The organism is Novipirellula herctigrandis (assembly GCA_007859835.1).
GTDB classification, from domain to species: domain Bacteria; phylum Planctomycetota; class Planctomycetia; order Pirellulales; family Pirellulaceae; genus Novipirellula_A; species Novipirellula_A herctigrandis.
The window spans coordinates 3,942,623-3,968,949 of sequence record SJPJ01000001.1 but is presented as its reverse complement, the minus strand read 5'-3'; the positions used below and the strand labels follow the sequence as shown (position 1 = coordinate 3,968,949).

The 26,327-nt window shown below is 53.7% G+C and carries 43 protein-coding genes; 18 read left to right on the top strand and 25 right to left on the bottom strand.

The window, feature by feature from the left end; translation table 11 throughout:
• Positions 1 to 93 precede the first annotated feature (93 nt).
• Entirely contained in the window at positions 94 to 1,533 is a 1,440-nt protein-coding gene (locus CA13_RS14720) for a DUF1501 domain-containing protein (RefSeq protein ID WP_473087463.1), read from the bottom strand.
• Positions 1,533 to 4,721: a DUF1553 domain-containing protein gene (locus CA13_RS14715; protein WP_146397850.1), complete on the bottom strand. Its 3,189-nt coding sequence runs from the start codon at positions 4,719 to 4,721 to the stop codon at positions 1,533 to 1,535. Before CA13_RS14715 ends, CA13_RS14720 begins: the two co-directional genes overlap by 1 nt.
• A gap of 189 nt (positions 4,722 to 4,910) precedes the next feature.
• Here CA13_RS14715 and CA13_RS14710 point away from each other — a divergent pair, with 189 nt between their 5' ends.
• A complete protein-coding gene (locus CA13_RS14710; RefSeq protein ID WP_146397848.1) occupies positions 4,911 to 5,645 on the top strand; it encodes an AraC family transcriptional regulator in 735 nt (244 codons plus the stop codon).
• A gap of 104 nt (positions 5,646 to 5,749) precedes the next feature.
• On the opposite strand, the gene CA13_RS14705 is transcribed toward CA13_RS14710, so the two are convergent.
• The 6 genes from CA13_RS14705 to CA13_RS14680 all read right to left on the bottom strand — a co-directional run bounded on the left by CA13_RS14705 (position 5,750) and on the right by CA13_RS14680 (position 11,422).
• Entirely contained in the window at positions 5,750 to 6,202 is a 453-nt protein-coding gene (locus CA13_RS14705; RefSeq protein WP_146397846.1) for an SRPBCC family protein, read from the bottom strand.
• 583 nt (positions 6,203 to 6,785) lie between these two features.
• Positions 6,786 to 7,544, bottom strand: a complete 759-nt coding sequence (locus CA13_RS14700) for an SAM-dependent methyltransferase (protein WP_419194371.1) — start codon at positions 7,542 to 7,544, stop codon at positions 6,786 to 6,788.
• A 299-nt stretch (positions 7,545 to 7,843) separates the two neighbouring features.
• Positions 7,844 to 8,230 (bottom strand): VOC family protein, encoded by a 387-nt coding sequence (locus tag CA13_RS14695; RefSeq protein ID WP_146397844.1) that lies wholly within the window; start codon positions 8,228 to 8,230, stop codon positions 7,844 to 7,846.
• A gap of 161 nt (positions 8,231 to 8,391) precedes the next feature.
• Positions 8,392 to 8,814, bottom strand: a complete 423-nt coding sequence (locus CA13_RS14690; protein WP_146397842.1) for a VOC family protein — start codon at positions 8,812 to 8,814, stop codon at positions 8,392 to 8,394.
• Positions 8,815 to 9,044: 230 nt separating this feature from the next.
• Positions 9,045 to 10,499, bottom strand: coding sequence for a sulfatase-like hydrolase/transferase (locus CA13_RS14685; RefSeq protein ID WP_146397840.1), 1,455 nt, complete (start codon positions 10,497 to 10,499; stop codon positions 9,045 to 9,047).
• A 251-nt stretch (positions 10,500 to 10,750) separates the two neighbouring features.
• Positions 10,751 to 11,422 (bottom strand): hypothetical protein, encoded by a 672-nt coding sequence (locus CA13_RS14680; RefSeq protein ID WP_146397838.1) that lies wholly within the window; start codon positions 11,420 to 11,422, stop codon positions 10,751 to 10,753.
• A 101-nt stretch (positions 11,423 to 11,523) separates the two neighbouring features.
• Here CA13_RS14680 and CA13_RS14675 point away from each other — a divergent pair, with 101 nt between their 5' ends.
• From CA13_RS14675 to CA13_RS14650, 6 genes are all read left to right on the top strand, one after another.
• The gene (locus CA13_RS14675; RefSeq protein ID WP_146397836.1) at positions 11,524 to 11,766 is read left to right on the top strand and encodes a ribbon-helix-helix domain-containing protein; all 243 of its coding nucleotides are present in this window, start codon (positions 11,524 to 11,526) and stop codon (positions 11,764 to 11,766) included.
• Positions 11,766 to 12,050: a type II toxin-antitoxin system RelE/ParE family toxin gene (locus CA13_RS14670; RefSeq protein ID WP_419194370.1), complete on the top strand. Its 285-nt coding sequence runs from the start codon at positions 11,766 to 11,768 to the stop codon at positions 12,048 to 12,050. The genes CA13_RS14675 and CA13_RS14670 overlap by 1 nt, the downstream gene beginning before the upstream one ends.
• Positions 12,051 to 12,232: 182 nt before the next feature.
• On the top strand, positions 12,233 to 12,475 hold the full coding sequence (locus CA13_RS14665; RefSeq protein WP_146397834.1) for a ribbon-helix-helix domain-containing protein: 243 nt from the start codon (positions 12,233 to 12,235) through the stop codon (positions 12,473 to 12,475).
• Positions 12,475 to 12,762 carry a type II toxin-antitoxin system RelE/ParE family toxin gene (locus tag CA13_RS14660; RefSeq protein WP_146397832.1) on the top strand — a complete coding sequence of 96 codons (288 nt, stop codon included), beginning with the start codon at positions 12,475 to 12,477 and terminating at the stop codon, positions 12,760 to 12,762. The genes CA13_RS14665 and CA13_RS14660 overlap by 1 nt, the downstream gene beginning before the upstream one ends.
• A 166-nt stretch (positions 12,763 to 12,928) precedes the next feature.
• The gene (locus CA13_RS14655; RefSeq protein ID WP_146397830.1) at positions 12,929 to 13,177 is read left to right on the top strand and encodes a ribbon-helix-helix domain-containing protein; all 249 of its coding nucleotides are present in this window, start codon (positions 12,929 to 12,931) and stop codon (positions 13,175 to 13,177) included.
• A 27-nt stretch (positions 13,178 to 13,204) separates the two neighbouring features.
• Positions 13,205 to 13,462 carry a type II toxin-antitoxin system RelE/ParE family toxin gene (locus tag CA13_RS14650; protein ID WP_419195114.1) on the top strand — a complete coding sequence of 86 codons (258 nt, stop codon included), beginning with the start codon at positions 13,205 to 13,207 and terminating at the stop codon, positions 13,460 to 13,462.
• 220 nt (positions 13,463 to 13,682) lie between these two features.
• Here CA13_RS14650 and CA13_RS14645 read toward each other — a convergent pair whose 3' ends face one another.
• Both CA13_RS14645 and CA13_RS14640 read right to left on the bottom strand, forming a co-directional pair.
• On the bottom strand, positions 13,683 to 13,973 hold the full coding sequence (locus tag CA13_RS14645) for a type II toxin-antitoxin system RelE/ParE family toxin (RefSeq protein ID WP_146397828.1): 291 nt from the start codon (positions 13,971 to 13,973) through the stop codon (positions 13,683 to 13,685).
• Positions 13,966 to 14,202, bottom strand: a complete 237-nt coding sequence (locus tag CA13_RS14640; protein ID WP_146397826.1) for an addiction module protein — start codon at positions 14,200 to 14,202, stop codon at positions 13,966 to 13,968. Before CA13_RS14640 ends, CA13_RS14645 begins: the two co-directional genes overlap by 8 nt.
• Before the next feature lie 189 nt (positions 14,203 to 14,391).
• Here CA13_RS14640 and CA13_RS14635 point away from each other — a divergent pair, with 189 nt between their 5' ends.
• From CA13_RS14635 to CA13_RS14620, 4 genes are all read left to right on the top strand, one after another.
• Positions 14,392 to 14,637, top strand: a complete 246-nt coding sequence (locus CA13_RS14635; protein ID WP_419194369.1) for a ribbon-helix-helix domain-containing protein — start codon at positions 14,392 to 14,394, stop codon at positions 14,635 to 14,637.
• Positions 14,634 to 14,918, top strand: a complete 285-nt coding sequence (locus CA13_RS14630) for a type II toxin-antitoxin system RelE/ParE family toxin (protein ID WP_146397822.1) — start codon at positions 14,634 to 14,636, stop codon at positions 14,916 to 14,918. The genes CA13_RS14635 and CA13_RS14630 overlap by 4 nt, the downstream gene beginning before the upstream one ends.
• A 162-nt stretch (positions 14,919 to 15,080) precedes the next feature.
• Entirely contained in the window at positions 15,081 to 15,323 is a 243-nt protein-coding gene (locus tag CA13_RS14625; protein WP_146397820.1) for a CopG family transcriptional regulator, read from the top strand.
• Positions 15,323 to 15,610: a type II toxin-antitoxin system RelE/ParE family toxin gene (locus CA13_RS14620; RefSeq protein ID WP_146397818.1), complete on the top strand. Its 288-nt coding sequence runs from the start codon at positions 15,323 to 15,325 to the stop codon at positions 15,608 to 15,610. Before CA13_RS14625 ends, CA13_RS14620 begins: the two co-directional genes overlap by 1 nt.
• Before the next feature lie 218 nt (positions 15,611 to 15,828).
• On the opposite strand, the gene CA13_RS14615 is transcribed toward CA13_RS14620, so the two are convergent.
• The 4 genes from CA13_RS14615 to CA13_RS14600 all read right to left on the bottom strand — a co-directional run bounded on the left by CA13_RS14615 (position 15,829) and on the right by CA13_RS14600 (position 17,001).
• Positions 15,829 to 16,137 carry a type II toxin-antitoxin system RelE/ParE family toxin gene (locus tag CA13_RS14615; protein WP_146397816.1) on the bottom strand — a complete coding sequence of 103 codons (309 nt, stop codon included), beginning with the start codon at positions 16,135 to 16,137 and terminating at the stop codon, positions 15,829 to 15,831.
• On the bottom strand, positions 16,130 to 16,363 hold the full coding sequence (locus tag CA13_RS14610; protein WP_146397814.1) for an addiction module protein: 234 nt from the start codon (positions 16,361 to 16,363) through the stop codon (positions 16,130 to 16,132). The genes CA13_RS14615 and CA13_RS14610 overlap by 8 nt, the downstream gene beginning before the upstream one ends.
• A gap of 186 nt (positions 16,364 to 16,549) precedes the next feature.
• Positions 16,550 to 16,807, bottom strand: coding sequence for a ParE family toxin-like protein (locus CA13_RS14605; RefSeq protein WP_146397813.1), 258 nt, complete (start codon positions 16,805 to 16,807; stop codon positions 16,550 to 16,552).
• Positions 16,804 to 17,001: a hypothetical protein gene (locus CA13_RS14600; protein WP_146397811.1), complete on the bottom strand. Its 198-nt coding sequence runs from the start codon at positions 16,999 to 17,001 to the stop codon at positions 16,804 to 16,806. The genes CA13_RS14605 and CA13_RS14600 overlap by 4 nt, the downstream gene beginning before the upstream one ends.
• 227 nt (positions 17,002 to 17,228) lie before the next feature.
• On the opposite strand from CA13_RS14600, the gene CA13_RS14590 reads away from it, so the two are divergent.
• Complete coding sequence (locus CA13_RS14590; RefSeq protein WP_419194362.1) at positions 17,229 to 17,924, top strand: ISAs1 family transposase; 696 nt, start codon at positions 17,229 to 17,231, stop codon at positions 17,922 to 17,924.
• The gene (locus tag CA13_RS14585) at positions 17,857 to 18,375 is read left to right on the top strand and encodes an ISAs1 family transposase (RefSeq protein WP_146403659.1); all 519 of its coding nucleotides are present in this window, start codon (positions 17,857 to 17,859) and stop codon (positions 18,373 to 18,375) included. Before CA13_RS14590 ends, CA13_RS14585 begins: the two co-directional genes overlap by 68 nt.
• Before the next feature lie 51 nt (positions 18,376 to 18,426).
• Here CA13_RS14585 and CA13_RS14580 read toward each other — a convergent pair whose 3' ends face one another.
• The 9 genes from CA13_RS14580 to CA13_RS14535 form a co-directional block, all read right to left on the bottom strand.
• Complete coding sequence (locus CA13_RS14580; RefSeq protein ID WP_146397807.1) at positions 18,427 to 18,876, bottom strand: tetratricopeptide repeat protein; 450 nt, start codon at positions 18,874 to 18,876, stop codon at positions 18,427 to 18,429.
• A gap of 180 nt (positions 18,877 to 19,056) precedes the next feature.
• Complete coding sequence (locus CA13_RS14575; RefSeq protein WP_419194368.1) at positions 19,057 to 19,344, bottom strand: type II toxin-antitoxin system RelE/ParE family toxin; 288 nt, start codon at positions 19,342 to 19,344, stop codon at positions 19,057 to 19,059.
• On the bottom strand, positions 19,334 to 19,576 hold the full coding sequence (locus CA13_RS14570) for an addiction module protein (RefSeq protein ID WP_146397803.1): 243 nt from the start codon (positions 19,574 to 19,576) through the stop codon (positions 19,334 to 19,336). The genes CA13_RS14575 and CA13_RS14570 overlap by 11 nt, the downstream gene beginning before the upstream one ends.
• Positions 19,577 to 19,719: 143 nt before the next feature.
• A complete protein-coding gene (locus tag CA13_RS14560) occupies positions 19,720 to 20,181 on the bottom strand; it encodes a DUF6389 family protein (RefSeq protein ID WP_146397799.1) in 462 nt (153 codons plus the stop codon).
• Between the two features lie 134 nt (positions 20,182 to 20,315).
• On the bottom strand, positions 20,316 to 20,654 hold the full coding sequence (locus CA13_RS14555; RefSeq protein ID WP_146397797.1) for a hypothetical protein: 339 nt from the start codon (positions 20,652 to 20,654) through the stop codon (positions 20,316 to 20,318).
• Positions 20,655 to 20,820: 166 nt separating this feature from the next.
• Positions 20,821 to 21,129 (bottom strand): hypothetical protein, encoded by a 309-nt coding sequence (locus CA13_RS14550; RefSeq protein WP_146397795.1) that lies wholly within the window; start codon positions 21,127 to 21,129, stop codon positions 20,821 to 20,823.
• A 6-nt stretch (positions 21,130 to 21,135) separates the two neighbouring features.
• Positions 21,136 to 21,342 (bottom strand): hypothetical protein, encoded by a 207-nt coding sequence (locus CA13_RS14545; protein WP_146397793.1) that lies wholly within the window; start codon positions 21,340 to 21,342, stop codon positions 21,136 to 21,138.
• 28 nt (positions 21,343 to 21,370) lie between these two features.
• Positions 21,371 to 21,682 carry a hypothetical protein gene (locus tag CA13_RS14540; protein WP_146397791.1) on the bottom strand — a complete coding sequence of 104 codons (312 nt, stop codon included), beginning with the start codon at positions 21,680 to 21,682 and terminating at the stop codon, positions 21,371 to 21,373.
• Positions 21,683 to 21,845: 163 nt separating this feature from the next.
• A complete protein-coding gene (locus CA13_RS14535) occupies positions 21,846 to 22,259 on the bottom strand; it encodes a hypothetical protein (protein ID WP_419194367.1) in 414 nt (137 codons plus the stop codon).
• A 150-nt stretch (positions 22,260 to 22,409) separates the two neighbouring features.
• Between CA13_RS14535 and CA13_RS14530 the strand changes: the two genes are divergently transcribed.
• The 4 genes from CA13_RS14530 (at position 22,410) to CA13_RS35200 (ending at position 24,629) form a co-directional block, all read left to right on the top strand.
• Entirely contained in the window at positions 22,410 to 22,697 is a 288-nt protein-coding gene (locus CA13_RS14530; protein WP_146397789.1) for a hypothetical protein, read from the top strand.
• A 593-nt stretch (positions 22,698 to 23,290) separates the two neighbouring features.
• The gene (locus CA13_RS35205; protein WP_419194366.1) at positions 23,291 to 23,644 is read left to right on the top strand and encodes a COG3415 family protein; all 354 of its coding nucleotides are present in this window, start codon (positions 23,291 to 23,293) and stop codon (positions 23,642 to 23,644) included.
• Positions 23,631 to 24,224 (top strand): IS630 family transposase, encoded by a 594-nt coding sequence (locus CA13_RS14520; protein WP_419194365.1) that lies wholly within the window; start codon positions 23,631 to 23,633, stop codon positions 24,222 to 24,224. The genes CA13_RS35205 and CA13_RS14520 overlap by 14 nt, the downstream gene beginning before the upstream one ends.
• Before the next feature lie 243 nt (positions 24,225 to 24,467).
• Entirely contained in the window at positions 24,468 to 24,629 is a 162-nt protein-coding gene (locus CA13_RS35200) for a hypothetical protein (protein ID WP_419194364.1), read from the top strand.
• A 310-nt stretch (positions 24,630 to 24,939) separates the two neighbouring features.
• Here CA13_RS35200 and CA13_RS14510 read toward each other — a convergent pair whose 3' ends face one another.
• Positions 24,940 to 25,329: a hypothetical protein gene (locus CA13_RS14510; protein ID WP_146397781.1), complete on the bottom strand. Its 390-nt coding sequence runs from the start codon at positions 25,327 to 25,329 to the stop codon at positions 24,940 to 24,942.
• A gap of 147 nt (positions 25,330 to 25,476) precedes the next feature.
• On the opposite strand from CA13_RS14510, the gene CA13_RS14505 reads away from it, so the two are divergent.
• The gene (locus CA13_RS14505) at positions 25,477 to 25,764 is read left to right on the top strand and encodes a hypothetical protein (protein WP_146397777.1); all 288 of its coding nucleotides are present in this window, start codon (positions 25,477 to 25,479) and stop codon (positions 25,762 to 25,764) included.
• A 141-nt stretch (positions 25,765 to 25,905) separates the two neighbouring features.
• Here CA13_RS14505 and CA13_RS14500 read toward each other — a convergent pair.
• A partial coding sequence (locus tag CA13_RS14500; protein WP_419194363.1) for a hypothetical protein occupies positions 25,906 to 26,327 on the bottom strand: 422 nt, incomplete at its 5' end.

Here is a 26,327-nt window from a genome sequence, read left to right as displayed (position 1 = left end):
CGCACCTGTAGGTTCGTGAACCTCTTGAATCGCATCGTTTCCAAACCGTCGTGAATTGCGGCTCCGTATTTCAGGTCATCTAAAATGGCGTTTTCAGGTAATAATGTTGTGCAACACATCGCCATGGACGTCGGTTAGTCGAAAGCGGCGACCTTGATACTTGAACGTCAAACGTTCGTGGTCAATTCCCATCAAGTGCAAGATGGTTGCGTTGAAATCATGCACGTGCACTCCATCTTCAACGACGTTGTAACCAAACTCGTCCGTCACGCCATGCGTGATTCCCGGTTTGATGCCACCGCCAGCCATCCATGTTGTAAAACATCGCGGATGATGGTCACGACCGTAGTTGTTATTGGTCAGCACGCCTTGCGTATACGATGTGCGGCCGAACTCACCGCCCCAAATCACAAGTGTGTCATCGAGTAAACCACGCTGCTTCAGGTCTTTCACCAAAGCCGCCGACGATTGATCGGTTTCCTTTGCTTGTCCTTTGATTTGCTTTGGTAGATTTGAGTGTTGATCCCAGCCCTGGTGGTACAATTGAATGAATCGCACGTCACGTTCCGCCAACCGTCGGGCAAGTAAGCAATTAGCGGCAAAGGTTCCCGGAGTGCGAGCATCTTCACCGTATAGCTCAAACGTGGACTCTGGTTCGTCCGAGAAATTAGTCGCCTCCGGTACGCTGGTTTGCATTCGATAGGCCATCTCGTACTGGGCAATCCGCGATTCAATCTCGGGGTCGAGTTCCTTTTGGAATTGATGTTGGTTGAGTGAGCTGATGGCATCAAGTTGGGCACGGCGACGGGCCGAGGACACTCCTTCGGGATTGGAAAGATAGAGCACCGGATCCTGGCCACCACGAAATTGCACGCCCTGGTACTTGGAATCGAGGAACCCGTTACCCCAAAGACGAGAGTATAGCGGTTGTCCTCCTTGTCCCGCTGAAACCAACACGATGAATGCAGGCAACTCTTCGTTGTCGCTTCCGAGGCCGTACGACAACCAAGCGCCCATCGAGGGTCGGCCGGCAATTTGTGACCCTGTTTGGAACATCGTAATAGCGGGATCATGATTGATCGCCTCGGTATACATCGACTTGACGAAGCAAACGTCATCGACGATCTCACGATGGTGCGGCAACAATTCGCTTAGCCAAGCTCCCGATTGACCATGTTGAGAAAACTTGAATTGCGAACCCGCCAATGGCAATGAGGATTGATTGACGGACATGCCCGTTAACCGTTGCTCGCCACGCACCGTCGCAGGCAATTCTTTGCCATTCATATCATTGAGCAGCGGTTTATAGTCGAATAGGTCTTGCTGGGCCGGCCCTCCGGATTGAAACAGATAGATGATCCGTTTTGCCTTCGGAGCAAAGTGGGTGCCTGGATTTGCCGTTGCTGTAGCGGCTGCGGATTCGCTGCCGAGCATGCTGGCCAATGCGGCTACGCCGACGCCGGTGCAACTGTTTTTGAAAAAAAGTCGTCGATTGACGGAAAGTGGATCGTTGGGGCGTGAATAGCTCATCATTATCGTTTCCAAATGGTGGCATCGAGATTCAAGATTGTTTGGCAAACCGTAGTGAATGCTGCGAGTGATGCGACATCCGTTCCAGGGTCAACTTTTTCGTCGCCGAACGTGACAAAATTCTGGGCGTCCTGCTTATGCTCGCTGTAGTATTCCAATTCGTCGGCAAAGAGTGTCCGAAGTATCTCCGTTTCTTGGTGATCACAGCGGCGCCCCGTCAGCCTTAGAAAGGCTTCGTTGATTCGACCATCGTCGTCTTGGATCGACATCAACCCTTGCGCCATGACGCGTGCTGCTTCGACGAACTGTACGTCATTGAGCAAAACGAGTGCTTGAAGCGGCGTGTTGGTTCGTGAACGTTTTACCGTGCAAACTTCTCTGGATGTCGTGTCGAATGCCGACATGTTCGGCAGCGGAGAGGTTCGCTTCCACACCGAATATAGCGAGCGTCGATAAAGCGAAATGCCAACGGATTGCTTGTATGGCGGCGACATACTGTTGGATTCTTTCCACAAGTCTTCACCAGGTTGGTAGGGCGACACCGGGGGACCTCCGATCTCCGAGTTCAATAGTCCGGATGCGGATAACGCCAAGTCGCGGATTTGCTCAGCGGCGAGTCGGTGCGCGGGACCGCGAGCAAGCAAGCGGTTCGTAGGATCTAGCTTCAATTGTTCTTCCGTCGCAGCTGAGTCTTGGCGGTAAGTTGCTGACAATACCACGTTTTTGCAAAAACGTTTCACATTCCATCCCCCGTCGATAAAGTCCCGCGCCAGCCAATCGAGAAGTGCGGGATGAGTAGGCAATTCGCCCTGTAGCCCAAAGTTTTCAGGGGTTCGAACCAATGGGGATGAGAAGAAGTTGCCCCACAGTCGATTTACGGCAACGCGTGCCGTCAGTGGATGTTGAGGGTCGGTCACCCATTGGGCAAGTCCTCGGCGATCACGTGGCGCCCCTGCGGGAAATGGAAAGGAAATTCCGCTCGGCGTGTTGCGTTCAACGCGAGTCTCGTCGTTCTTTGGCGCGTCGTATTGCCCTCGGGCCAACAGATGCGCCGCTCGCGGTTGGTAGGTTTCTCTCATGATAGGAATCTCATTCATGGCCTCTTCGGCCATTACGAGTTCCTTGCGAGCGGAAGTCAATGCGTCGAGCGCAGAACGAGTTGGTTTATCGATAGCAGACCAATAGTATTCTTGTGTTCGCTCACCTGAGGTGCCTGTCGCAAGAGATTGCAATTCGGGCACGGTTAGTTCGCGAGTATAGAGACGCACGTCGTCGATCAATCCGCCAGCGAATCCCCGACTACGAAACCGTTGCCCAATCACAAACTCGCCACCATGATCGACTTTCACATTGCAGCTTTTCTTGAGCTCATCTCGCAAAATGGTCGTTTCGAGCAACTTACCTCCCACGAAGATTTTCAGCCCCTCCGCTTTGGAGGAACCATCATAGGTCGCCGAGACTTGGTGCCAAACATCAACAGGAATCGGATCAACGGTGCGAACGCCGATCGCATTGCCTGGCCAAACGCGATACATCCGTGACTCAATGTGCCCGTCTACCATCGTCAGGTCCCAACCGTTGTATCCGCAATCGGTGCCGCGTGTATGGTGGGCGATCAGGCTGCGAAGCGGCGAGCGTTTTGTTTCTCGCATGCTGATAACCACGGTGAACGGTGTCCATCGATCCAGTGGTTCAATGCCTTTTGTGGTTACCCCACGCTCGCCGTCCAATTGCAATGCTTGTCGTGGTTGCGTCGACTCGCCTTTGTCAGCAGCCAATTGCATATCGAGTCGAGCGATCGGTGAATCCGTCACATCAACCAACTCAGGCATTTCTGTCCACGAACGATCGGACTGCGACGGGTGATAGATTTCTTTTAACGAATTGTCAAATCCGCGATCAAAACCCAACGCGATGCGAAGATCAGGGATTTCGAAATCTTCGGGGGAATCCGACTTCCAAGCGTCCCATCGTTTTCGTGATTCAGTGAGTTCACGTTGATAAGCATGTTCGGCTTCGGCAAGTTTCCGCTTTGCCTCATCCAAGTTTCTTGATTGCGCCTCGGTTGGCAGCAGCATCGATGGACAAGGGACTTTTTCGGTACGGTCGTACACGCCACTTTCATCGATGGAATTGAAGAAAGCGGAAAGCGAATAGTAGTCTCGCGACGGAATCGGGTCGTACTTATGGTCGTGACAACGACAACACTCTAGCGTTAACCCCAGCACAGCGGTTCCAAATGTGTGAACGCGATCAGCCACATTCTCGATTCGCCATTCTTCATAAACGGCTCCGCCTTCATTGTTAAGGCGGTGGATTCGATTGAAGGCCGTGGCAAGACGCTGATCTCGAGTAGGTTCGTCTAACAAGTCACCCGCTAGCTGCCAGGTAAGGAATTGGTTGTACGGTAGATTGTCGTTGAATGCTTTGACGACCCAGTCGCGATAGGGCCACTGCGTGTTGAGTTTGTCGGATTGATATCCGTACGAGTCGGCATACCGCGCAGAATCCAGCCATGCGACGGCCATGTGTTCACCGAAGGCTGGCGAATCAAGCATGCGTTGGGCTGCTGCGTTGTAAAGGGAATCAAGTTCCGATTCGCTCGCTGTGCTTTCGTTGGCAATTGCTTTTTCAAATATGGCGATCTGACTTGGACTCGGCGGCAAACCAGTTAAGTCGAACGCAGCGCGACGTAGCCAACGAAGCGGGGCGGTCGCACGATTTGGTTCAAATCCCGCTTCGCTGAATTTAGCGAAAACAAATCGATCAAGCGTCTGACGGCACCACCTAGGGTCACCAACCATCGGTAGCGCTACCGCCTCAGGAATTGACTCAAACGACCAATGGCTTTTGTACTGCGCACCTTGGTCGATCCATTCCCGGAGCATCGCTTTGTCTTTCCCGGTGAGTGATAATTTTGAATCGGGCGGCGGCATCAAAACGTCTGGATCATCGCTCGTAACACGGTCGATCAATTCGCCAGACTCGATGACATCAACGGCACCATCATGAGAGTCGAGTCGCAGTCCTGCTTCTTGTGTGTTGGAATCCGGGCCATGACAGAAATAGCATTTGTCCGAAAGAATTGGCCGGATGTCGCGATTGAATTCAATTTCCTCCGCCGTTGTGACCCCGCCAGTAAAGCCAAATGCAATCACAAAGAATGCAAATAGATGAAAACATGTTTTCATAGTGTTGTCTGTACTCGATGGTTCTGGTTGACCCGAAAAACGGCATCACGCTCGGTGGGAACTAGCGGACAATCGGGAATCAATCGATACCTCGTCCGCCGTCCCTGTCTTCGATGATGACTCGCAATTATGGCCTAGACGATTGAGTGAGTCTTGCACGTGAGCATCATAGTTGTGTAAAATTAACGCATGAAAAATGCCAGCCTTCGACGTCGCTTTTTCGAGCGTCTTGGATCCTATGAGCAAGTGTTTGGGCTGCTTGACCATTTGCCCGGTCTTTCGTTTTTTGTCAAAGATCGCCAAGGCCGATTTGTTGCCTTGAATCGGCGCGGTTGTGAATATTGTGGTATTGGATCAGAGGACGATGCGATTGGGAAAACGGATTATGACTTTTTCCCAAAACAGCGTGCTGATGAATATCGAGCGGACGACTTGGCTGTGATGCAATCTGGCGAGGCGATCCTAAATCGTATGGAGAGCGCACCCGAGGCGGAGGGGTCACCGCGTTTGGTGGTAACCACAAAGATCCCATTGCGAGACAGTCGGGGGCGCGTGATTGGTGTCGCCGGACTTTCACGACAAGTGGAACAGCTTCGCGAGCAGCCTCGAACGGCAACCGCATTTGCGGATGTCATCGAATATTTGCACGCTCATTACGAACAACACCTGACAACGAAGGAACTCGCCAAGAAGGCGGGTTTATCGGTCAGTCAGTTCGACCGACGCTTTCGAGCGGCGTTCGGTTCTTCGCCGCATCAATACATTATGCGCGTGAGGGTGGAAAACGCTGCTCGATTATTGATTGAGACCGACCAAACCGTTTCGGAGATCGCTCACACTTGCGGTTTCTATGATCACGCCCACTTTAGCCGCAGTTTTCGTCGCATCATGAATGCAACGCCAACGCAGTACCGATCGCGGTAGCTATCGTCCAGGGCGATCCCCCACATCCACGCCCGAACGTCCCTTGCATAAGAACCAAGTTGGTAGGCAATGCTTGTCCTATGGATGGAACGGTTGTATTTGAATCAGCGATCGGCTTGGCCGGCGCCGCCTTCGAGTTTCTCCTTCAGACTCTCGAGCTCTTTCGTGACGGCGTCGCAGCCCTGTTTTTTCATTAACCATCCGAATAGGAAGAACATGATCTTTGCAAAGCCCTTGCCACGCACGGTGGACTCCTGGGTCACACGGGTACGGCCTCCCAAATCTTCGAAGCGGTATTCCGCCTCGATGTCGAATAGCTCTCCGGTCAAGCTAATCGCGGACTTGGTGGGTGGTTCCCAGAGCGAGGTGACGCCTTGGAATTCCATGCGGCGACCCTTCTCCTCGGTGACACAGCGAAAAGTCGATCCGACGCCATGCTTGTCCTCGATGATCTCGTTCTCGACGACGGTCAGGCTCCAATCGGCGACCTTATCGTTGGTATAAACGAAGACTTCGTCGATAGGGCGGTCGGTCTCAATGCTGGCGATGCTATGCATGGCGTTCTTTGGAAGTGTGAGTCGAATGAGCTGTTATCGGAGGGGCTTTGCGTCCGAACCGTAAGCGAAGCGACTCAGATTCACGCGGTAGTTTACCAACAATACCTCCGGTTGTGAAACAAGGAAGGTGATCGCACTGCGACTATGTTCAAGAAACATGCTGGGCGTCACTCGCACTAGGCTACTGTCGTCAATCGTTCACAGGTCTTGCCGTAATGTTCCGTAATCACTAGATCATCATTGGGCCAAAACGACGAACCCAACGGGCGTTATTCTTGGAGGGTACGCAGCCGGGATCCGTTGGATGATTGGTGGTAAAAATATTGCGACTATCCATGAATTCGATTTGCTCTCAGGAGCATCCCCTTTGAGGATCGTGAAGTTTACGAATTCATGGGTTAAGTCTCTCAAAGGGAAGCGTGGCCTTCGCCACGCCTCGCAACAAGAAAACGGTGGAAAGGGCAATTCAGCGTGGCCGAAATCTAATGAGTTTGAACAGTGAAGCGGTGACGGTACTGTGCGGCAACGCCATGTTGGCTGAGGGGGCCTCCGCGTGACTTTACATCGAGTTGTAGCGAGGCCTTCACGGCTTACGGAACAGGTACATGGCCCAGCCCAGGCAGTCACGTCCCCATCGCAGGTAGGCGTCCCGGTTCTTGCGCATGGTCCTGAGAAGCACCTCCACGTCTGGGTCATCGGGATGGGCGGTCGCGTACCGTTCGGCCGCTTGCCACTGGAGTCCCTCGTAGCGGTCCCAATCGTCATCACTGGATACGACGGAGTACAAAAACGTAAGACCTAGGTCCACACCGATTTGAACGTTGTTAGGGTGAGGTTCGTATGCATCCGCCTCTTGTTCGGTAAGTCTTAGGTACTCGGGGTCGGGGGCGATCTTCCAGAATGGTTCGCCCACGAGTACGAGACCGCCGGGTTTCACCATTTTGCTCAAGGCCTTGAGCGTTCTCTGGTGGCCCTGGTAGACCCAGGAGGCGCCGATGCATGAGGCCATATCCAAACTCTCCTCTTGATCTGGCTCATACTTGCCACCGTCCATGTTCAGCAGTTCGATGCGATCGGTCAGTTCCCGAGCGGCAACGTTCTTTCGAGCCTCCTTGAAGGTGATTGCAGACAGGTCGAGCCCCATGCCGGTCACCTTGTACCGCTCCGCCACGAGGCAGAGAAACTCGGCCTTACCGCAGCCCACGTCTAGCACCCGCGCACCGTCAGGAAGGTGCAGGAGGTCGATGAGCTCCCTCGTCTTGGCTAGGCTCATCGGGTTCATAACCGTATGGTCGGTGTGGGTGATGCCAAAGTATTTCCACATGTCCATGTCCATGTCCATGTCTACGGGTAGATCCTTTCAGACTCTCGCCTAACTTGGCAAATTCGCTTGCCGGATACGTAGTTGCAGCAACAAACTCGTCGTTTGTTCATCGGCCCGACAGCCAACGGGGCTTTACGACATCGTCCCAACATTGGAAAACGGTTTGCACCATAGGCAAGTTTACCACCCCAAGGAAGCTGGAACAACAAACGGTGAAGTTGTGCCTGAAGGCCTCTGCGTAAAAACATGTTGTGGGACGCGGAACCGCCTTTTAGGCATCCATCAGAGATCGACCGCAAGCGACAGGGAGCATTCGGTCAACCAGCAATTGGTTCGTTGAAGTAGTAGCAAAGCCCGTCCGGGGCGACAACAAAGAATACGTTGAACTTCTCACCGTCGCGTTCGTCGACGCGGATGTTTGCAACACCAACGCCATTGGATTCGAGTTGTGCCTTGATGCCGTCAATGTCATTGACACGAATTGCAGCACCCGCTTCAGATGGATCACCACCAATGATGGCGAAACCGATCTGGACGCCATCGCGTTCAAGGATGACAGCGGGCTTCGGCGCGTCTGGGCGTTCGATTTCGGTCATGCCAAAGTGTTTGCAGTACCATTCTGAGGCAGCATCAAGATCAGAAACGGGCAATGCGAGAACGTCATTTTTGTAAGGTGATGCGGATTCAAATGAGGGTTCGGACATGACGGGCCTGCAATCGGAGAAACCTGCGTCGCACAATGGAAGGTTTTTTTCGACACCGCCCTGCACGAAGCGAGCGAGTCTGAATTACCGGAAAGTGTATCAATGTCAGCCCGCGTTGCCAAACTTGGAAAGTGTGCCGCAGGCCTAGCGTAAAAACCATGTTAACCGCCAGTCGCGTTGACATTCAGTTTCCACGAGACACCAAAACGATCAATCACAATTCCATACCACGAAGTGAATTTTGATTCGGCGAACGGAACCACAACCTGCCCTTGATCGGCCAGTGCGTCGAAGGCGCGTTTGGCAACGACCGGCGAATCCATCTGCAACGCAAGAGAGAAGCCCGCGAACGTTGGTTTAGAGTCGGAGTCTTCGTATCCGACGTCGCTTGCCATGATGACTGTGTCCAATACGCGAAACGTTGCGTGGAAAATCAGGTCTTCCATGCCAGCGCGTGTGTGTGACTGATCTGGAGATTCACGAAACCGCATCAAGAAGAGAGTTTCAGCACCAAGGGCGTCTTGGTAGTGACGCAGCGCTGCTTCGGTATGCCCCATGAGGTTGAGAGTTGTTACAACGGACATTGGCGGCTAACGGCTAACGGAAGGTTTTGCGTCACCGCCCTGAACGAAGCGAGCGAGTCTAGACTAACAGGAATTGTACCAATGCCAGCCCGCGTCGCCAAACAGGAAAGGTGTGCCAAAGGCCTAGCGTAAAAACCATTTTAGGCGGCACGGAACACCAGAGACAGGTGAAGAATTGCGAAATTGCCTCGAACTTCGTTGACACTCATTTGCGTGGCGTGCGATCGGTTCTACTCGTTCTTAATCCGGTAATGTGGTGTGCCTTTGAGCCATTCGTAGTCGGCATACTGATAATCATCTTCGCCGCCGCCCGTCCCCTTTTTCCACAACGGTGGACTGTTGGATTCGTTCCAAGTTTTCCAAAGTGCCAACATCCGCTCGGCGCGTTGCGGTTGAGCGCCGGCAAGATCATGGGACTCTGTCGGATCGTCTTTGATGTGGAACAATTCGACATCGCCGCGAGTCACAATCATCTTATAGTCGCCTTCACGCAACACTCCAGTGATGTCCTGGGGACGGCGGCCGGTGTGCCAGTAGAGTGCTTCGTGGGGAGGTTTGGTTGTATTCCCTTTCATATAATCGGTGATGTCGACCCCGTGCAGACCGGATTGTTTGACGCTGCCACCTGCAAGAGCCATCGCCGTTGCCCCGATGTCGAGGGAAGTCACTGGATGATCCAGCACCGTTCCCGGCTGCACTTGCGACGGCCAGCGGACCACAAAGGGCACTCGCAATCCGCCTTCGTAGGCATTGCCCTTCGCGCCACGCAGCGGTCGATTGTCACTGGTTCGTTTTAGTCCCCCGTGGTCGCTCAAGAACCAGACCACCGTGTTGTCGGTAAGGTCCAGCTTGTCGAGAGTTTTTGTCAAACGCCCGATGCCCTGATCCATCTCGTCAACCATGGCGCCGTAGACCGACCGGCTCTTCGGAAGTACGCCGGGGACCTTTGTCATCAATTCCGCTGGATACTTAGCGATCGTTTCCTCCGGTGCTTCGAGATATTCATGGGGTGCGTTGTACGACATGAATAGAAAAAAAGGTTTCTCGCGGTTCTTTTCGATGAATCGAATGGCACCATCGGTCAGCTCGCGCGTCAGGTACTGATCCCACTCGACTTGCGTGCCATTGTGAAGCAGCGGCAGCGTGTGATGCATGTCACGTACACCCCAAGGCTTTTTCTTTTCGAAATAGCGGCCGTTATATGATGAATGATCAAGCGGGAAGTACATCAGCCCGCCGCCATAGAAGCCAAACCAATCAGAGTATCCCATTACGCGAGGGAGTTGATGATTCGCAGTTCCCATGTGCCACTTGCCGACACCGCCGGTGACGTACCCCTGAACCTGCATGTCATGTGCAACCGTTTTGATCCCGGCCGGCAAGCCCTCTTTCGGATTGAGAGGTTGACTGGCATTCACGTAATAGCCAAACGTTGACTGCACACGACCGGTAATAAAGCCAGCGCGAGATGGACCGCACATGCATCCAGTCACATAGCCCTGCGAGAACCGAGCGCCACTGGTCGCAAGTTCGTCTATGTTCGGTGTTGGAATATCCTTGCACCCCTGGAAACCAACGTCGGCATAGCCGAGGTCGTCGGCCATGATAACCACGATGTTGGGTCTCCCCTGGCCACTTGCCAATGCAGGAGTCGTGAGCAGGCACGACGCTAGTGCAAATAACATCACTGTCAACAATCTTCTATTCACTTCGCTACCAATACTCCAGATCGACTGTTCACGATCGCGCAGGTTTTGATTTTGAACATTGTTTATCGAGGGTCACACAACGGAAGGTTTTGACGCCACCGCCACTCCATTGGTGAACGGCTTGAATTGCGAACAAGTTTACCACCCCAGCGAGCGCCGAACAACAAACGGGCGGCGTGCCGAAGGCCTAACGTAAAAACCGTGTTGTCCGGCGATTGCGGCTGGGACTACCAGAAGAACGGCCGGGGTTGCATTGTTTCACCCGCAGAAATCCGATCAAGTGTTGACCTGCGTTTATTCTCCACGGAAATCGCTGACGCTAGGTCTGTCGCGGATTGCCGATCAAACGCGTTTACGAGCAACGCGACATCGGTCAGCGCACGAACAACGCGCCAATGCGAATCAGTTGCGATGGATTTGAGTGCAGCAATTGCGGGTTCTGCCGTTTGCAAGCTGTGTGGAAGCACCGCGTTTATTAGAAGTACGAGCGCCTCAGCATGGCTGGCAGCCGGGTGAACATCGGCGGCGAGCTGTACGGCGGTTTTTAGCAACGGCGGTATCAGGTTCCCATGTTCCGTTTCATGTAACGCGCGTAGCGGCCATGCCAACGCCATCGTGTCTGCGTAGAAGTTAGTTGAAGTTCCAGCAGTCTTGTCAGCGGTCGCGACCACACGGCGGACGTCGGCGGCAGGGGCATATCGGGCAACCCAGCCGAGCGATTGAATTTTCTCGCGAACGTCAGTGATGCTGCAGGCGAGTTTGAACGCAGAAGCGAAGTCCGTTTTCGCGAGTTTTGTGACGCGATCTCGCTGGTTCATGGAGAAGACTTCGACCGGCCAACGGAAGGTTTTTACGACACCGACGCAACCGAAGCGAAGGTGGCTTGATAAAGATTTCATTGTATGATGAGAGCGAGGCCAGCACCACGTCGTAGGTGTGCCGAAGGCCATTGCGTAAAAACCATGTTGTGTGACCCGGCAGCGCCGGATGGAGGTTAGCCATGAATGTACAGCTTAGCCCGGATTCAATGCAGTTCGTAGAAGGTTTGGTAGCATCTGGGAAGTTTGACTCGCCAGAAGCGGCAGTTGCTGCTGGAGTCCAGCTGTTAAAGAGTCAGCAACAGTTGGCCGCGGAAATTCAAAAAGGAATTGATGAGTTGGACGCAGGTAAGGGGATCGACGGGGAAGTCGTATTCAGCGAATTGCGGGCCCGGGCGAAGAAGGGATTGGAGTCAGCTGAATAATGGCAACGCTGATCATTGCACCGGCCGCACAACAGGATTTGTCGGATATCTACGATTACATCGCACGTGACAAACCGATTGCAGCGGCGAATTGGGTTGAGAAGATTGAAGAGAAGTGCAAGCTCATCGCGGAGACTCCAAAGTTTGGAGAGCGACGTCCGGAATACGGTGCAGAGATTCGCAGCAGCGTTGTTGGTCGTTACGTGATTTTCTTTAGGCCAATCGAGAACGGTATCGAAGTCGCACGCGTCATCGCAGGTGATCGAGACATCCGTTCACTCTAGGGTCACACACGGAAGGTTTTTACGACACCGTCGCAACCGAAGCGAAGATGTTCTGAATTTGATTTGATTGTATAATGGAGACGCGGCCGAATCTACGCCGAAGATGTACCCGAAGGGGCCTTGCGTAAAAACCATGTTCTACGACCGGCAACGCTGCCAAGCCGGTCAAAATCGAGATAGTCATGACAACAGAAATCCCAAGCGATTTAGTCCCATTCGTACAACGAATGGTCTCCGAAAAGAGGTTCCTGAACGAGTCCGATGTGCTTGCCGAAGGGTTGCGTCTGTTGCAGGCAAGGGAAACGCTTCACGCTGAAGTACAAAAGGGATTTGATCAATTGGACGCCGGAAAGGGTGTTCCAGCCGAAGATGTCTACCGCCGCGCGGAAGCCCGAATTCGAGAAATTGAGAATGGCAAAGACTAATGGCAAGTGTCATCTACGCACCGGAGGCGGACGACGATCTATTCGGCATTGTTCAGTATATCGCGAGGGATAAGCCAGAGGCAGCACGCAATTGGTTGCGCAAGATTCAGGAGACGTGCGAAACAATTGCGACCCAGCCTGCGATGGGCGAGCTGCGGCCAAGATTTGGTGTGCTAGGAGCCCGCTCATTCAGCGTTGGCAACTACGTGATCTTCTACCGCGCGATCGAAGGCGGCATAGAGGTGGCTCGCGTCATTCACGGCAATCGTGACATGCGAAACATCTAGGTCGTAGAACGGAAGGTTTTTACGACATCTTCGCCACCGAAGCGAAGATGGTCTGAATAGGGATTTGATTGTATAATGGAAACGCGGTCGAAACCACGCCGAAGATGTCCCCGAACGGGCCTTGCGTAAAACCATGTTATGTGCCCCGGCCCATTGGAGTGAAGAGATGAATCTCAATTTGCCAAGTGACATCAATGCTTTTGTCAAATCGTTAGTTTCTGACGGTCGATTCGATTCAGAAGAAGCGGCGATTATTGAAGGCATCCGGATGCTAATGGGACGTGAACAATTGAAAGCCGAAGTCCAGCGTGGCATTAACCAGTTGGATAAAGGTCAGCATTTCGATGAAGAATCGGTGTTCGCCGAAGTGATCGCGGAAATCGACAGGGTGGAATCCACACAGCAGGGAAGCTGATATGCCGAGGCTTCGGTATTCCGCACAATCGAAAGACGATTTGAAACAATCGCTCGATTCATTGCCAACGATAAGCCTGACGCTGCACGGCAATGGGTTTCCAAGCTTCGCGAGAAATGCCGTCTCGCGTCACAGCACCCAGAGATCGGAGATGAGCGTCCAGAATTGGGCGAAGGAATCCGGTCCACCTATTTTGGCAACTATGTGATATTCTTCCGACGCCGTGATGGGTTTGTGGAAATTGTGCGCATCATCCGAGGCGACGTTGACAATCCAAGAATCTAGTGGCACCTAACGGAAGGTTTTTACGACACCGTTTCTCAACGAAGCTGAAAACGTCGCACACCAAACATTGTACCAACAGAACGCACATTGCCAAAGATCGTAGGCGTTCGCGGGATTACACCAGAGGGAACACGACCGAAGCGATTGATGTTTGCCAACCGAAAGACTCTCCAACGACGACAGCCGCGACCTTGCGTAAAAACCATGTTGTGCGGCTGCGCTACCGATCAGTCCAATAGATCGGCGATCGCGACCCATGGGCGACGGCGATCACAACAACATCGTCGTGAACTATGCGATAGATGACACGAAACGGAAAACGGCGCAAAAGGAAATACCGATGTCGAACATCGCACAACGGAAAGCGTTCTGGATCATTGGCGATTTGAGCCAGTGCCCGATCAAACTCCGCGTCGAAATCGTTAGCGGCATCAACGCTACGCGCCGCGTACCAAGTTAACGATTCGATGTAATCGACCTCAGCAGCTGAGCAAATGATGACGTTAGCCATCAAGCCCAGCCTTCCGTCGGGCGCGCTCGCGAACCTCAGCCCAAGGGGCACCGGTCATTTCATTAGAATCGTACAAATCGCTTCGGCGATTGGCCTCGGTAACCCACTGAGCATCGGGCGGTACCCAATCGGTAGGCGAAACGTCATCCCAAAGGGCAGCAATCAACTGAGCACGCTGCGAAGATGGGAGCGACTGTGCAGCGGTCAGGATTTCATTCATTGTGGTCATGGTTCAATTATACCATCTAGTCCGCACAACGGAAGGTTTTTACGACACCGACGCAACCGAAGCGAAGGTGGATCGAATTAGATTTCATTGTACAATAGGAGCGAGGCGAACACCACATCGCAGGTGTGCCCGCAGGCCTTTGCATAAAAACCATGTTGGACGACCGTCGCGTTTCAGGTATCCAATCGAGTGAGCAAGATGGACATCCAATTACCGCAAGATCAACGATCAGCTATTGAGGCATTGGTCAGCACTGGCAGGTTTGGTTCAGTGCAAGAGGCCGTCTCCGAGGGCGTACGTTTGCTGGTGTCCAACGAGAAGCTGCGCGAAGCCGTTCAGATTGGAATTGACCAAGCCGATAACGGCGAACTGCACGATCATGACACAGTGTTCGGACAATTGAAGGCGATGGCTGCAAAAGCGGCAGGTGAATGAAGAAGCCGCTATACACCACGGCGGCGCAGCAGGATTTAGTGGGCATCCTGCGGCATATTTCCCAGGACAAGCCGGAAGCAGCCGTGGCATGGGTCGAAATGATTGAAGAAAAGTGCCTTCTAATTGCGTCGCAGCCAGAGATGGGAGAACGTCGTCCGCAGTTGGGAAGGGAGGTGCGTTGCAACTTCGTTGGGCGTTATGTCATTTTTCATCGCAAACACGACGACACGGTGGAAATTCTGCGAGTGATCACCGGTGACCGCAACGTCACCAAACTCTGAGGTCGTCTAACGGAAGGTTTTTACGTCGCCGACGCAACCGAAGCGAAGGTGGATTGAATTAGGATGCATTGTATAATGGAAGCGAGGTCTGCACCACATCGAAGGTGTGCCGCAGGCCTAGCGTAAAAACCATGTTGGACGTCGCCAACTCCGGAGGACGGTATGAGCACAGATATCCCGAACGACTACGGAAACCAAGTGCAGCAGTTGATTGCACAAGGAAAGTTTCAAGACGAGCAAGCAGTTGTCAATGAGGGCATTCGGTTAGTGATTGCTCGCGAAACGCTGCATGCAGATATTCAAGCCGGAATCGACGAGCTAGATCGTGGTGAAGGAATTGATGCAGATGAGGTATACGCTGAAGCCCGTCGGCGTATCAAAGCCATCGAAGAACGGCAGTCATAATGGGAAAAGTCAGATACTCCAAGCTGGCGTCGTCTGATTTGTACGAGAACTCAGAGTTCATTGCACGTGACAAGCCGGAAGCTGCTTACCGCTGGGTAGAGAAAATCGAAGCAGCGTGTCAGACGTTGGCGGTGAATCCAGAGACGGGCCAGCGGCGGATTTCCAAGAATCACGGAGCGTGTCGCAGCTTCAGTTGCGGTAACTACGTGATTTTCTTTCGAGGGCTGGGCGATGAGGTCGAGATTATCCGCATCGTCAGGGGCGAACGCGATCTGGACAACATTTAGGCTGCGACGTCCAACGGAAGGTTTTTACGACCCCGTTTCTGATCGAAGCGGAAAGCGTCGCACACCAAACATTGTACCAACAGAACGCTCGTTGCCAAAGATCGTAGGCGTTCGCGGGCTGGCACCAGTGGGAACGCGACCGAAGCGACTTAACTTCTCCCACCGAAAGATTCTCCAACGTCGACATCCGCGACTGTGCGTAAAAACCATGTTGGCGGTCACTGTGCTGCCGAACGGTCTGCCCAATATCCCGGTCGCTGACGTTCGTGTGCAACCGCGATAATTTCAATGCGGACATTGGTCACGCGGAAGACGATGAAGAACGGAAACCTTTTCATCAAGTATCTCTGCGTACCAAACAGATAAGCGGGCCAAGTCTGTGGACGACGTGCAATGACGTCGCGTGATCGCTCAAGTTCAGCCTCGAAATCTTCGGCTAGTTCTGGACGCACCTCGAAATATCGATCATGAGCAGCAAGCACCTCAGCGTCAGCATCGAGGTGAAACCAGAACGGAAGATCATCCATTTCGGCGCTGCCGCATTTCCGAAATCACGTCATCCCATGGCCGCAATTGCGCCGTGCCGTTGTCAATCGACTCAACGCGGCGCTGGATTTCAGCCGCCCAAGCGGCGTCAGCCTGCGGATCATCAGCAGGGTCAAGGCTCCTCAGGAGTGATGCGGCCAGAGTCGCGCGATCAGACTCTGGCATGCCAAGTGCGGTAGCCAGCAGTTGTTGTGGTTGTGTGTTCATATCTCCATTGTAGCGTATCAAAGACGCTAATCCATGCTTGTGACCGCTAACGGAAGGTTTTTACGACACCGCCCTGAACGAAGCGAGCGATGCTTGAACTACGAGAGATTGTACCAGTGCCAGCCCGCGTGACTAACCAAGGAAGGTGTGCCGAAGGCCTAGCGTAAAAACCATGTTGGGCGGCACCTACGTGCCAATCAAGCGATCGTACTCTGCGTGATTGCCGATCCAAAACCAAAGAAGACCGTCGTCAGTCTCGACAGCGAGTGCACGGAAATCTCGCCCAACGCGAGCAGATCGGTAACGGCCGACCTTCTTGAAGTGAAGGGACGGATGATGCGGGTCAGCCTTGAGGAGTGTAAAGTTCTTGTCGGCCAGCGTTCGGATCGCATCCGGGAGTTGCTTGTAGCAATCCCAGAATGCCGGGCTTGCTGAATGATTCATAGCGGCGTCGATTTGCCAGCGGCGTGGTCACGTAGCGCTGCGTCAGCAAGCGAATCCAAACGCCCGTCGTGTGCGTCAGTTTCGATGCGTTTGTCAAACTGCGCGGAATCAAAATCCAGAAACCACTCGCGAAACTTCGCGAGTTCATCCGGAGGTAGTTTTTCGATCGTGTTTTCGAGCTCTTGAAGTGACATAGCGGATTGCCTTTCGAGCGGTGCCGCCCAACGGAAGGTTTTTACGACACCGCCGTTGCGATGCCATTCAAGTTTGAACAACGAGTGATTCTACCAGCAGAGGGAGGATCGAACAAACGACAGCGGTGTGCCGGCAGGGCAACTCAGTGTTTGATTTTAGGTTATCTGATGCGTAGTATTGGTTCGTTGCATTAACGGAGTGCATTTAACCTTACGGAGATATCTCAGTGACCAATCCCGCAGACGGGGAATTGCTCGCCATTTTGGCGGCGATTCCAGATCCTCGCGGGCGGAAGGGACGACGCCATTCTTTAGCTGCCATGCTGGCGGCGACTATCTGTGGCCTGCTCACCGGCGCTACCGGTTGCACCGCCATTGCGCAGTGGATTCGCAATCAAGAACCCAGCTTTTGGCACGCGATCGGTTTTGGCCGCAAGCCTCCGACGGCCAATTGCTATCGGTCGTTGCTGATCGACCTTCCACCGGAAACGCTAGAGAACGCCATCTCTCAGTGGGCTCAGCATCGACTCGGTGAAAAACCGACAGCAGAGAAGCACCGTGGAGTCGCGATCGACGGCAAAACGCTGTGTGCTACGCTGCAACCACATGGACAGAGCATTCACCTGCTTTCCTTGCTCGAACACGCCTCCGGCGGTGTGCTGGCTCAATTGAAAATGAATCCCAAAACAAACGAGCATCGAACCGCCATGCTGTTGCTTAAGTCGTTGATTGTCGATGGCATGGTGATTACTGGTGACGCCATGTTCTGCCAGAGGAAACTCTGTCAGCAGATCATTGATTCTGGCGGCGACTATCTCATTACTGTCAAAGACAACCAGCCGGAGTTGAACAAGACTGTCAAGTCGGACTTCAATCCCGGCCTTTCCCCCCTACAGCGAACGTCTTCGCCGTCAGCAGCTTGACGAGGTTCGCGATGTCGACAAAGGGCATGGGCGAATTGAGATTCGCCATCTTCAGTCCAGCAGCCGACTCGGTGGCTTTCTTGACTGGCCAGGCTTTGCCCAAGCGATTCGCATCGAGCGAACGCGGATCACCGGCGACGAACGGGTAACGGAAGTTTCTCACGCGATCACCAGCCTGGGACCCGATCGAGCCAATGCGAAGCATCTTCTGGATTTGAATCGCGGCCACTGGGGCATCGAGAATCGATTGCACTGGGTGCGTGATGTGACAATGGGCGAGGACAAGTGTCGTGCCCGCACTGGGCATGGTCCGGTAAATCTGGCATGCCTTCGCAACGCCAGCCTGACGTTTCTTCGCGACGCGGGACACAGTGGGATCGCCACCGCCCTTCGAACCTTCGCCACCAAGCCAACCGATCTACTAAAACTCTTATCCAGATTCAAAAAGTGAGTTGCCCTGGGTGTGCCGGAGGCCTAGCGTAAAAACCATGTTGTGCGAACCCTACCCGGGTTTATCCGCCAGCCATTGGTCTAATCGACGCGTGGCATCTGTGTTGTCAGGCTCGATTTCAACCGCGCGTCGATATGCATGCTCCGTCCGCGAAAAGTAGCCCATTTTGTCGTATACATCACCAAGGCACCAATGCGGACATGCGATGTCCGGTAAAAGTTCGGCCGCCCGCATGAAGTACGTTTCGGCGTCATCGTAGCACGAAAGCGCGTAACAAAGATTGCCGAAGTAGAGATGTGTCCAACCGTCCTCGGGGTCAATTTCAATCGCCCGTGAATAGTAAACCCGCGTTTTGTCGAGTTGCCGAAGTCGTAGATAGTGGCGACCAATCAATACGAGAAGGTCAACATCTCGGGGCGATTCCCGTTCGGCGTCGAGAAGGCCGTCCAAGTCGAGAGTCTCGTAGTGGTCTATGCGTGCGTTGCGTTCGTCACTGAACATGCGAGAGTGACACCATTTGGATACGCTGGGTTCGCACAACGGAAGGTTTTTACGACACCGCCCAAAACGAAGCGAGCGAGTCTGAATTACGGTTGATTCTACCAAGGCCAGCCACTGTCGCCAAAAAGTGAAGGTGTGCCGTAGGCCATTGCGTGAAAACTATGTTGGGCGACCGGGGCGCTACCGACCGCGCCAATATCCGGGACGGCGTTTCGCATGGGCAACTGCAATAACAACGATGCGATCGTCGATAACCCGATACACGACTTGAAACGGGAACTTGATGACACTACAGGACTGGTGCCGATCATCAATGTGGAAGAACCGTTTGGGATCGTTCACGATGGACGCAATCGCAACATCGACCGCCACCAAAAAGTTGCGTGCGGCTGTCGAACTTCGTTCGGCATACCAATCGGAAGATTCGGCAAGTTCGATTGTCGCATCAGGGTGAAAATCAACCTGCATCGCGGACACCGTGTTTGGCGAACAATCGTTCGCGGATCGCTGACCAGCTTTCGGTCTCGACAGTGCCAGTGTCAATTTCATTGCTGCGGCGGTCGATCTCAGCAAGCCACTCAGGCGAAAGTCGCGGCGGGTGATCGTCTGGAATCGAGGACGCCAAATCGTCGATCAGTCGAAGACGGTCGTCGATTGGTAGTTGAGTGGCGTTTGTAAGAATGTCTTGATACTGGGACATGGCTAGGTCGCCCAACGGAAGGTTTTTACGACACCGCCCTGAACGAAGCGAACGATGCCTGAACTACGGAAGATTGTACCAAGGCCAGCCCGCGTTGCCAAAGATGGAAGGTGTGCCCGAAGGGCCTCAGCGTAAAAACCATGTTATGCGGCAGCGCCAGAGTGGAGTTCGATTGGCGTGACAGTCCCATAATCATCGTGGCCAACGACTACGACCGGAATATTACATTTGATGTCGCCAAAGGAGTGCCAGACGGTTTGCAACCATTTCGCGGCGCAATCGACCACGATGTCGTTGACGGGATAATCCACGTCAAAGCAGTCCACGATTGGAATTGGGGGCTGGACGCCATCTTCGGTGTATTTCGCGTCGAAAAGGTCGGCGTGTGCGTCGATGGATTTGTTGATGACGTACAGGTTGGGGCCGTCGACCGAGGCGCGAACCGTGAAAAAGCCGTCGCCGTCCTGTGCGGGGAAGATTTGCAGGTCGAGGCGTGTTGCAGCGTCGGGCAACGATGCAAGCAGCAGCGGAATCTGAGTACGCGCGGCGTCAGATTGCCCGTCGAGGGCACCGGTTAGCTCAGCGATGAATTCGGATTCGGTCATGTCCGCCTAACGGAAGGTTTTTACGACACCGCCCTGAACGAAGCGAACGATGTCTGAACTACGAGAAATTGTACCAAGGCCAGCCCGCGTTGCAAAACATGGAAGGTGTGCCGAAGGCCTAGCGTAAAACCATGTTAGGCGACCGGTGAACCTGAGCTTGGTCCACCATCCCAAACGGCAAATTGGAACGCGGTATACGCCCCCAATGCTGCACCCAGCGCAGGTTCGAGATCTAGCCCGTCAGTAAACAGCAGCGCAATGGCCCTGAGCGCCGCCAATCCAAGATAGGTGGCAACCAGCCATTTTACTGGACGAACACGGAACCAGATCAACGCACAACCGATTGGTAACGTTGCGACCAAGAAACCGAGTCCGAACTTGCCGTCCGCAAATTTACTATAGGCGAGCGGGGTTGCCACGAGGATGTACACAACAGACCAAAATGCGATCGTGCCACCCGGATACTTAATCATTCGATAGGTCGCCTAACGGAAGGTTTTTACGACACCGCCCTAAACGAAGCGAGCGATGCCTAAACTACGAGAGATTGTACCAATGCCAGCCCGCGTGACCAACCAAGGAAGGTGTGCCGAAGGCCTAGCGTAAAAACCATGTTGTGTGACCGGAGCCTGACCAAAACTAGCCAGCAGCATTTGCGACCGGAATCATGTACGCAGCAAGTTGAAATGCAAAGCTCGCAAATAGAAGAAACAAGCCAGCGTACAGGAACTTAGCATCGAATTTACGCGCTCGAGCAATTTGCTTGTCGAAGCCGACGACGACGGGAATCTCGCGTGCCGGGTCAGGGTCGTTCATGCATTCAAGCGTCAGTTCGTGCATCTCGACGGCAGCCGAGAGCATGGAGAGAATGCGACTGACAGCAAAGGCGAGAATTGCGGAACCAAGGAGTCCAGATATTACACTGAGCAATGAGAGTGTTGAATTCATAATCGGCTAGGTCACACAACGGAAGGTTTTTACGACGCCGTTTCTGACCGAAGCGGAAAACGTCGCACACCAGACATTGTACCAGCAGAACGCCCGTTGCCAAAGATCGTAGGCGTTCGCGGGCTGGCACCAGTGGTAACGTGACCGAAGCGATTGACTTTGCCCATCGAAAAACTCTCCACCGACGACAGCCGCGACTAGCGTAAAAACCATGTTGTGTGTCGCTGAAGCACCAATGCGGTCAACAACGCCAAGAGACATCCGAATCCGTCAGGTTGAGCATGACCTCACCGAACAATTCATCGCCGTCAACATCGCGGATGGACAGGCCGAGATCAAAGATCGCATTGAATGCAGCATCTGATTCCGGAGTGTCGTATTCGTCGCGATCAGTGAACGATTGGGCCGCAGCGAAAAGCGGGGCGAATTCGGCGAAGGCAGGCGAGGGTGTGAATGTGCCGTTGCGCCACGGGTAGTCGGAATCGGTCTGAACGATGGTGCCCAACACGGTGTCGCCACGAAGCAGTTGCCAGTTTCGGCCGGATTCTGTCATTAGCCTGCGATACACAACGGAAGGTTTTTACGACACCGCCCTAAACGAAGCGAGCGATTATAAACTAAGAGAAATTGTACCAATACCAGCCCGCGTGACCAACCAAGGAAGATGTGCCGAAGGCCTAGCGTAAAAACCATGTTGGTGGACACGGACCATTCGTTTAGACGCCATAGTATCGGCGGTAGTCAGCGAGCCAGTCAGGAGGCGTGAAGTCGTTGAAATCGCCAGTTGTAATGCATTCGCGAATGTAAGTTGCCGCTGCCGATGCAGGATCAGTTCCCAAGTCGTCAAGGTAGACCAAGGTTTCGTCCACGCCGGCACCGCAGAGCAGTTGAACGTCAATTGAGCAAGACATGTCGAAACTGCACTGTTTCGCATTCCAGATAACCAAAGAATCCGCAATATCGCCCAGCGCGAATAGCTGGACGCAGGTGAGTTTGATGAGCTCTTGGTCTCCGTCGCCCTGCGACTTCGATTCCAAATCAGTTTGCGCGGCAAGAATGCGGCGAATTTCCGTCGCGGAATTCGGAGGCGGCGTGAGCCCCAAGCGTTCGAGGCAGTCGTCTTGGTTCATCAATCAGCTAGTGTCCACCAACGGAAGGTTTTGCCGACGCCTTGTTGAACGAAGCGAGCGACGTTGAATTACGAGCAGCTAATGATACGCCGCCGCCCGTGAATTACCAACGTAGGCGTGCCCGAAGGGCCCTTGCGGCAAAACCATGTTATGCGGCAACGTCAAAATGCCAACTCGACGCTCCAACGCCAAGCCAATACTGCAGCGGCCGTAACCGCGACGCCGGTGGACTACCGCCAAGTCGACACGCTTGAAACCGGAACCGACGAGACGCGCAACATCGACTTGACGATCGCAGCAAAACCGATCCAAAACCAAATAGCCTCAAACGTGAGTAAGCCTCGACACAGCATCCCAGCAACCGCCCCGCTCACCAAATTCCAGCACGCGTTCACCCGACGTGGCACCCGTCCAACAAACAGTTCTCAAGCCGCATAACGGAAGGTTTTTACGACACCGCTTCTCTCCGAAGTCAAAAAGCGTCGTAACACCAATCAGTTTACCAAAAGAAAGCCACGTTGCCAAAGAGGCGGTGTCCGCGGCGTGGCAAACCATTCCATGTTACCGAAGCGAATGACATGGCAAACCAAAATTCGCTCCACCGACGAAGCCGCGGCCTTGCGTAAAAACCATGTTAGGCGGCACTACGCGCTGTCGTCAGCGCCGTTCTCGCAGAGGATTGCATTGATGCGTTCCGCGAGACTGTCGGATGGATTGTGTTTGAGGAAGAAGATTCGGCGGTTCGGTATCAGGACGATATCAGCACCATCACGACCGTGGCGTTTTTCGACGCCGAGTTCAACATTTGCAGAATCAACGCAACATTCAAAGGTGACTAAGTCGACGGTTCGGCGCCCATGAGTGACCGTGGTCTCATCGGTTCGAGCACAGGAAATGCCGTGAGATTCAAGTAACGGCGAAAGGTGTTCGATCAGAGCGTCTGGCGCGGCTAGAGCACTTGAAAAATTGATGTAGGTGCGTTGACGGAGATCGGTTAATTTGACGTTTTCGCCAACACGGAGGTGTGACTGATGAAAGCGTTGGACATGGATTTGCGTGAACGAATCCTGGCTGCCATTCTTGAAGGGAAGGAGAGCATGCCGAAGATCGCCGAGCGGTTTTCGGTCAGTTACAAGGTCGTTCAGAAACTCAAGTACCAGTGGCGGGATCTGGGAACGCTGGAACCTCAAACGCATCACTGTGGTCGCAAACGAGCGTTCAGTGAAAAGCAGAGCAAGAAGCTCGATCAGTTGATCCGTGAGAATCCATCCTGGACGCTCGAGCAGTTGCGTCAAAAACTTCGCATGGACTGTACAATACAGACAGTCTGGAACGAAGCTCGAAGGCTTGGCCACTCATTCAAAAAAAACGTTGCGAGCAACTGAGCAGTGTCGCGATGACGTTCGCCAGCAGCGTGGTTGCTGGAAGCGACAACAGAAGCGGTTGAATATCGAAAAGCTTGTCTTTCTCGACGAGACCGGCGCGAAAACGAACATGACGCGGCTGTATGGTTGGGGGCCGAAGTGTCAGCGAGTCGAGGATGCGGTACCGCACGGCCACTGGGAAACGACCACGCTAATTCACGCCATTGATTGTCATGGCAGCCGAGCATCGATGATCACAAACGGCCCGACCAACTCGTGGGTGTTTGAGGGATTCGTCGATTGGCTTCTTGCCCCGGCGTTGCGACCTGGCGATATCCTCGTGATGGACAACCTCTCCAGCCACAAGACCGCATCAGTACTCAAAAAGATTGAGCAGACCGGCGCGGAAATCTGGTTCCTGCCGCCATACTCGCCGGATCTCAATCCAATCGAACAGATCTTCTCAAAGATCAAGTCCCATCTACGCAGAGCCGCCGTTCGCACCGAGCGGAAACTCTACAACGCGATCGCCAAAGCCATTGATGCCGTCACTGCTGAGGATTGCCTGAACTGCTTTCGCAACTCAGAGTATGTCGCATGAAAAATTTTAAAATGCTCTAGTAGGTATCCATTGGCCATTAGATTGTGCCGCCTAACGGAAGGTTTTTACGACACCGCCCTGAACGAAGCGAAAGATGTCGAATCGCCAAACATTGTACCAACGGATCGCGGCTTGAACAAAGAGCGAGGGTGTGCCGAAGGCCCATGCGTAAACACCATGTTGCACGACCACTATGCGCTGGGGAATCGCCAGAACGCGCTGACCAACCAAAGGGGAAGAACCATGGCACACGAAAAAATTATCACATTGGAGCCAGCGAACAGTATTGGTGCCGGTGTTATGAAATCGACCCATCGCTGTGTGCTATCGTCGTACGATTCGAGTATGTGGAATGCTGCCGGAACCGGGAACGAGTATACGCGGACTGTTGGAGCGGCGAGGTAGTCAAAGAAAAAGCCGAAGTAGACGCCAGTACAAGCACCAGCGGCCATGAGGGCGAAGAACGCCGCGAACCACCCGCGCGATGCGCCACGCCGCTGAAGCGAGCCATGGGCAGCAAACGCGGCCCAGCCTAACGCTACGATCGCGAGCGGGATTAGGAGTATGGCCATCTACCTGTGGTCGTGCAACGGAAGGTTTTTACGACACCGCCCTAAACGAAGCGAGCGATGCCTGAACTACAAAGGATTGTACCAAGGCCATGGCCCGTTGCCAAAGAGCCAAGGTGTGCCGAAGGCCTAGCGTAAAAACCATGTTAGCCGCCGACGCGCTGGGTGTGTGGTAACCAAAACGGACAGGCAATCAGTATAAGTTGTGCAATGACCGCTGGAATGAGGCAAACCCAAGAAACGGTGATCCGAGGGTTCGGCATCGAGAATCCCCAGTTTGTGAACATTAGGGAGGCAACCAGAAGGACACCGGTCAAGAACGCCAGATTTGCAGCGGTAGTTTGACGGGCGACAAGCAGTGCAAGAAACGCGACAGCATTGCAGGCCAAGAGCGCAAGTAACGTCAACAACAGCGGGAGTGTTGCGAACAATGCGACGACAGCGACAAATGGAATCGCGGCCAACCATCGCCGGTCGAACGATGTTGAACCATCCACTGCCGTCCCTGCGGGAGCATCGTACGGGTTGTGCTCCATGTTTATCGAGCGGCTAACGGAAGGTTTTGCCGACGCCGGTGATGACCGAAGCGAGCGACGTTGAATTACGAGCAGCTAATGATACGCCGCCGCCCGTGAATTACCAACGTAGGCGTGCCCGAAGGGCCCTTGCGGCAAAACCATGTTATGCGGCAACGTCAAAATGCCAACTCGACGCTCCAACGCCAAGCCAATACTGCAGCGGCCGTAACCGCGACGCCGGTGGACTACCGCCAAGTCGACACGCTTGAAACCGGAACCGACGAGACGCGCAACATCGACTTGACGATCGCAGCAAAACCGATCCAAAACCAAATAGCCTCAAACGTGAGTAAGCCTCGACACAGCATCCCAGCAACCGCCCCGCTCACCAAATTCCAGCACGCGTTCACCCGACGTGGCACCCGTCCAAGAACGAGTTCTCAAGCCGCATAACGGAAGGTTTTTACGACACCGCCCTAAACGAAGCGAACGATGCCTGAACTACGAGAGATTGTACCAAGGCCAGCGAGCGTTGCAAAACGACGAAGGTGTGCCGAAGGCCTCAGCGTAAAAACCATGTTGGCAGACACTGAACTACGGTTGATTCTCAATCTGGGCGAGGCCGAGCTCCGCGCGCCGGTACAGTGGGTAGTCGACGGGAATCCAACGCAACCGCAACCATGGGCCGCCATTGCCACACGTCCAACGCCGGTACGAGACGTTGACGACCACCGAACCATCATCAGCGGGATCGAGGTCAACACGATTACCGTACTGTTCCATATCTGACTGCAGATATTCAGAATCGAATTTCGCGATCAAGGTTCGACCGTCGCTAAGCGTTATGCGATCGGCGTCAACTGCGACGACATCCAGCGGCGCGATTAGAGGGTCGTTGTCAATCACGTTGTCGTAGGTGAACGAAACGAACCCACCGCCCACAACCAGCACGGCCAAGATTGTGACGACGACCAAAGGTTCGATGATTCGTGTTGCCCAACGCTTCACTTGTGTCT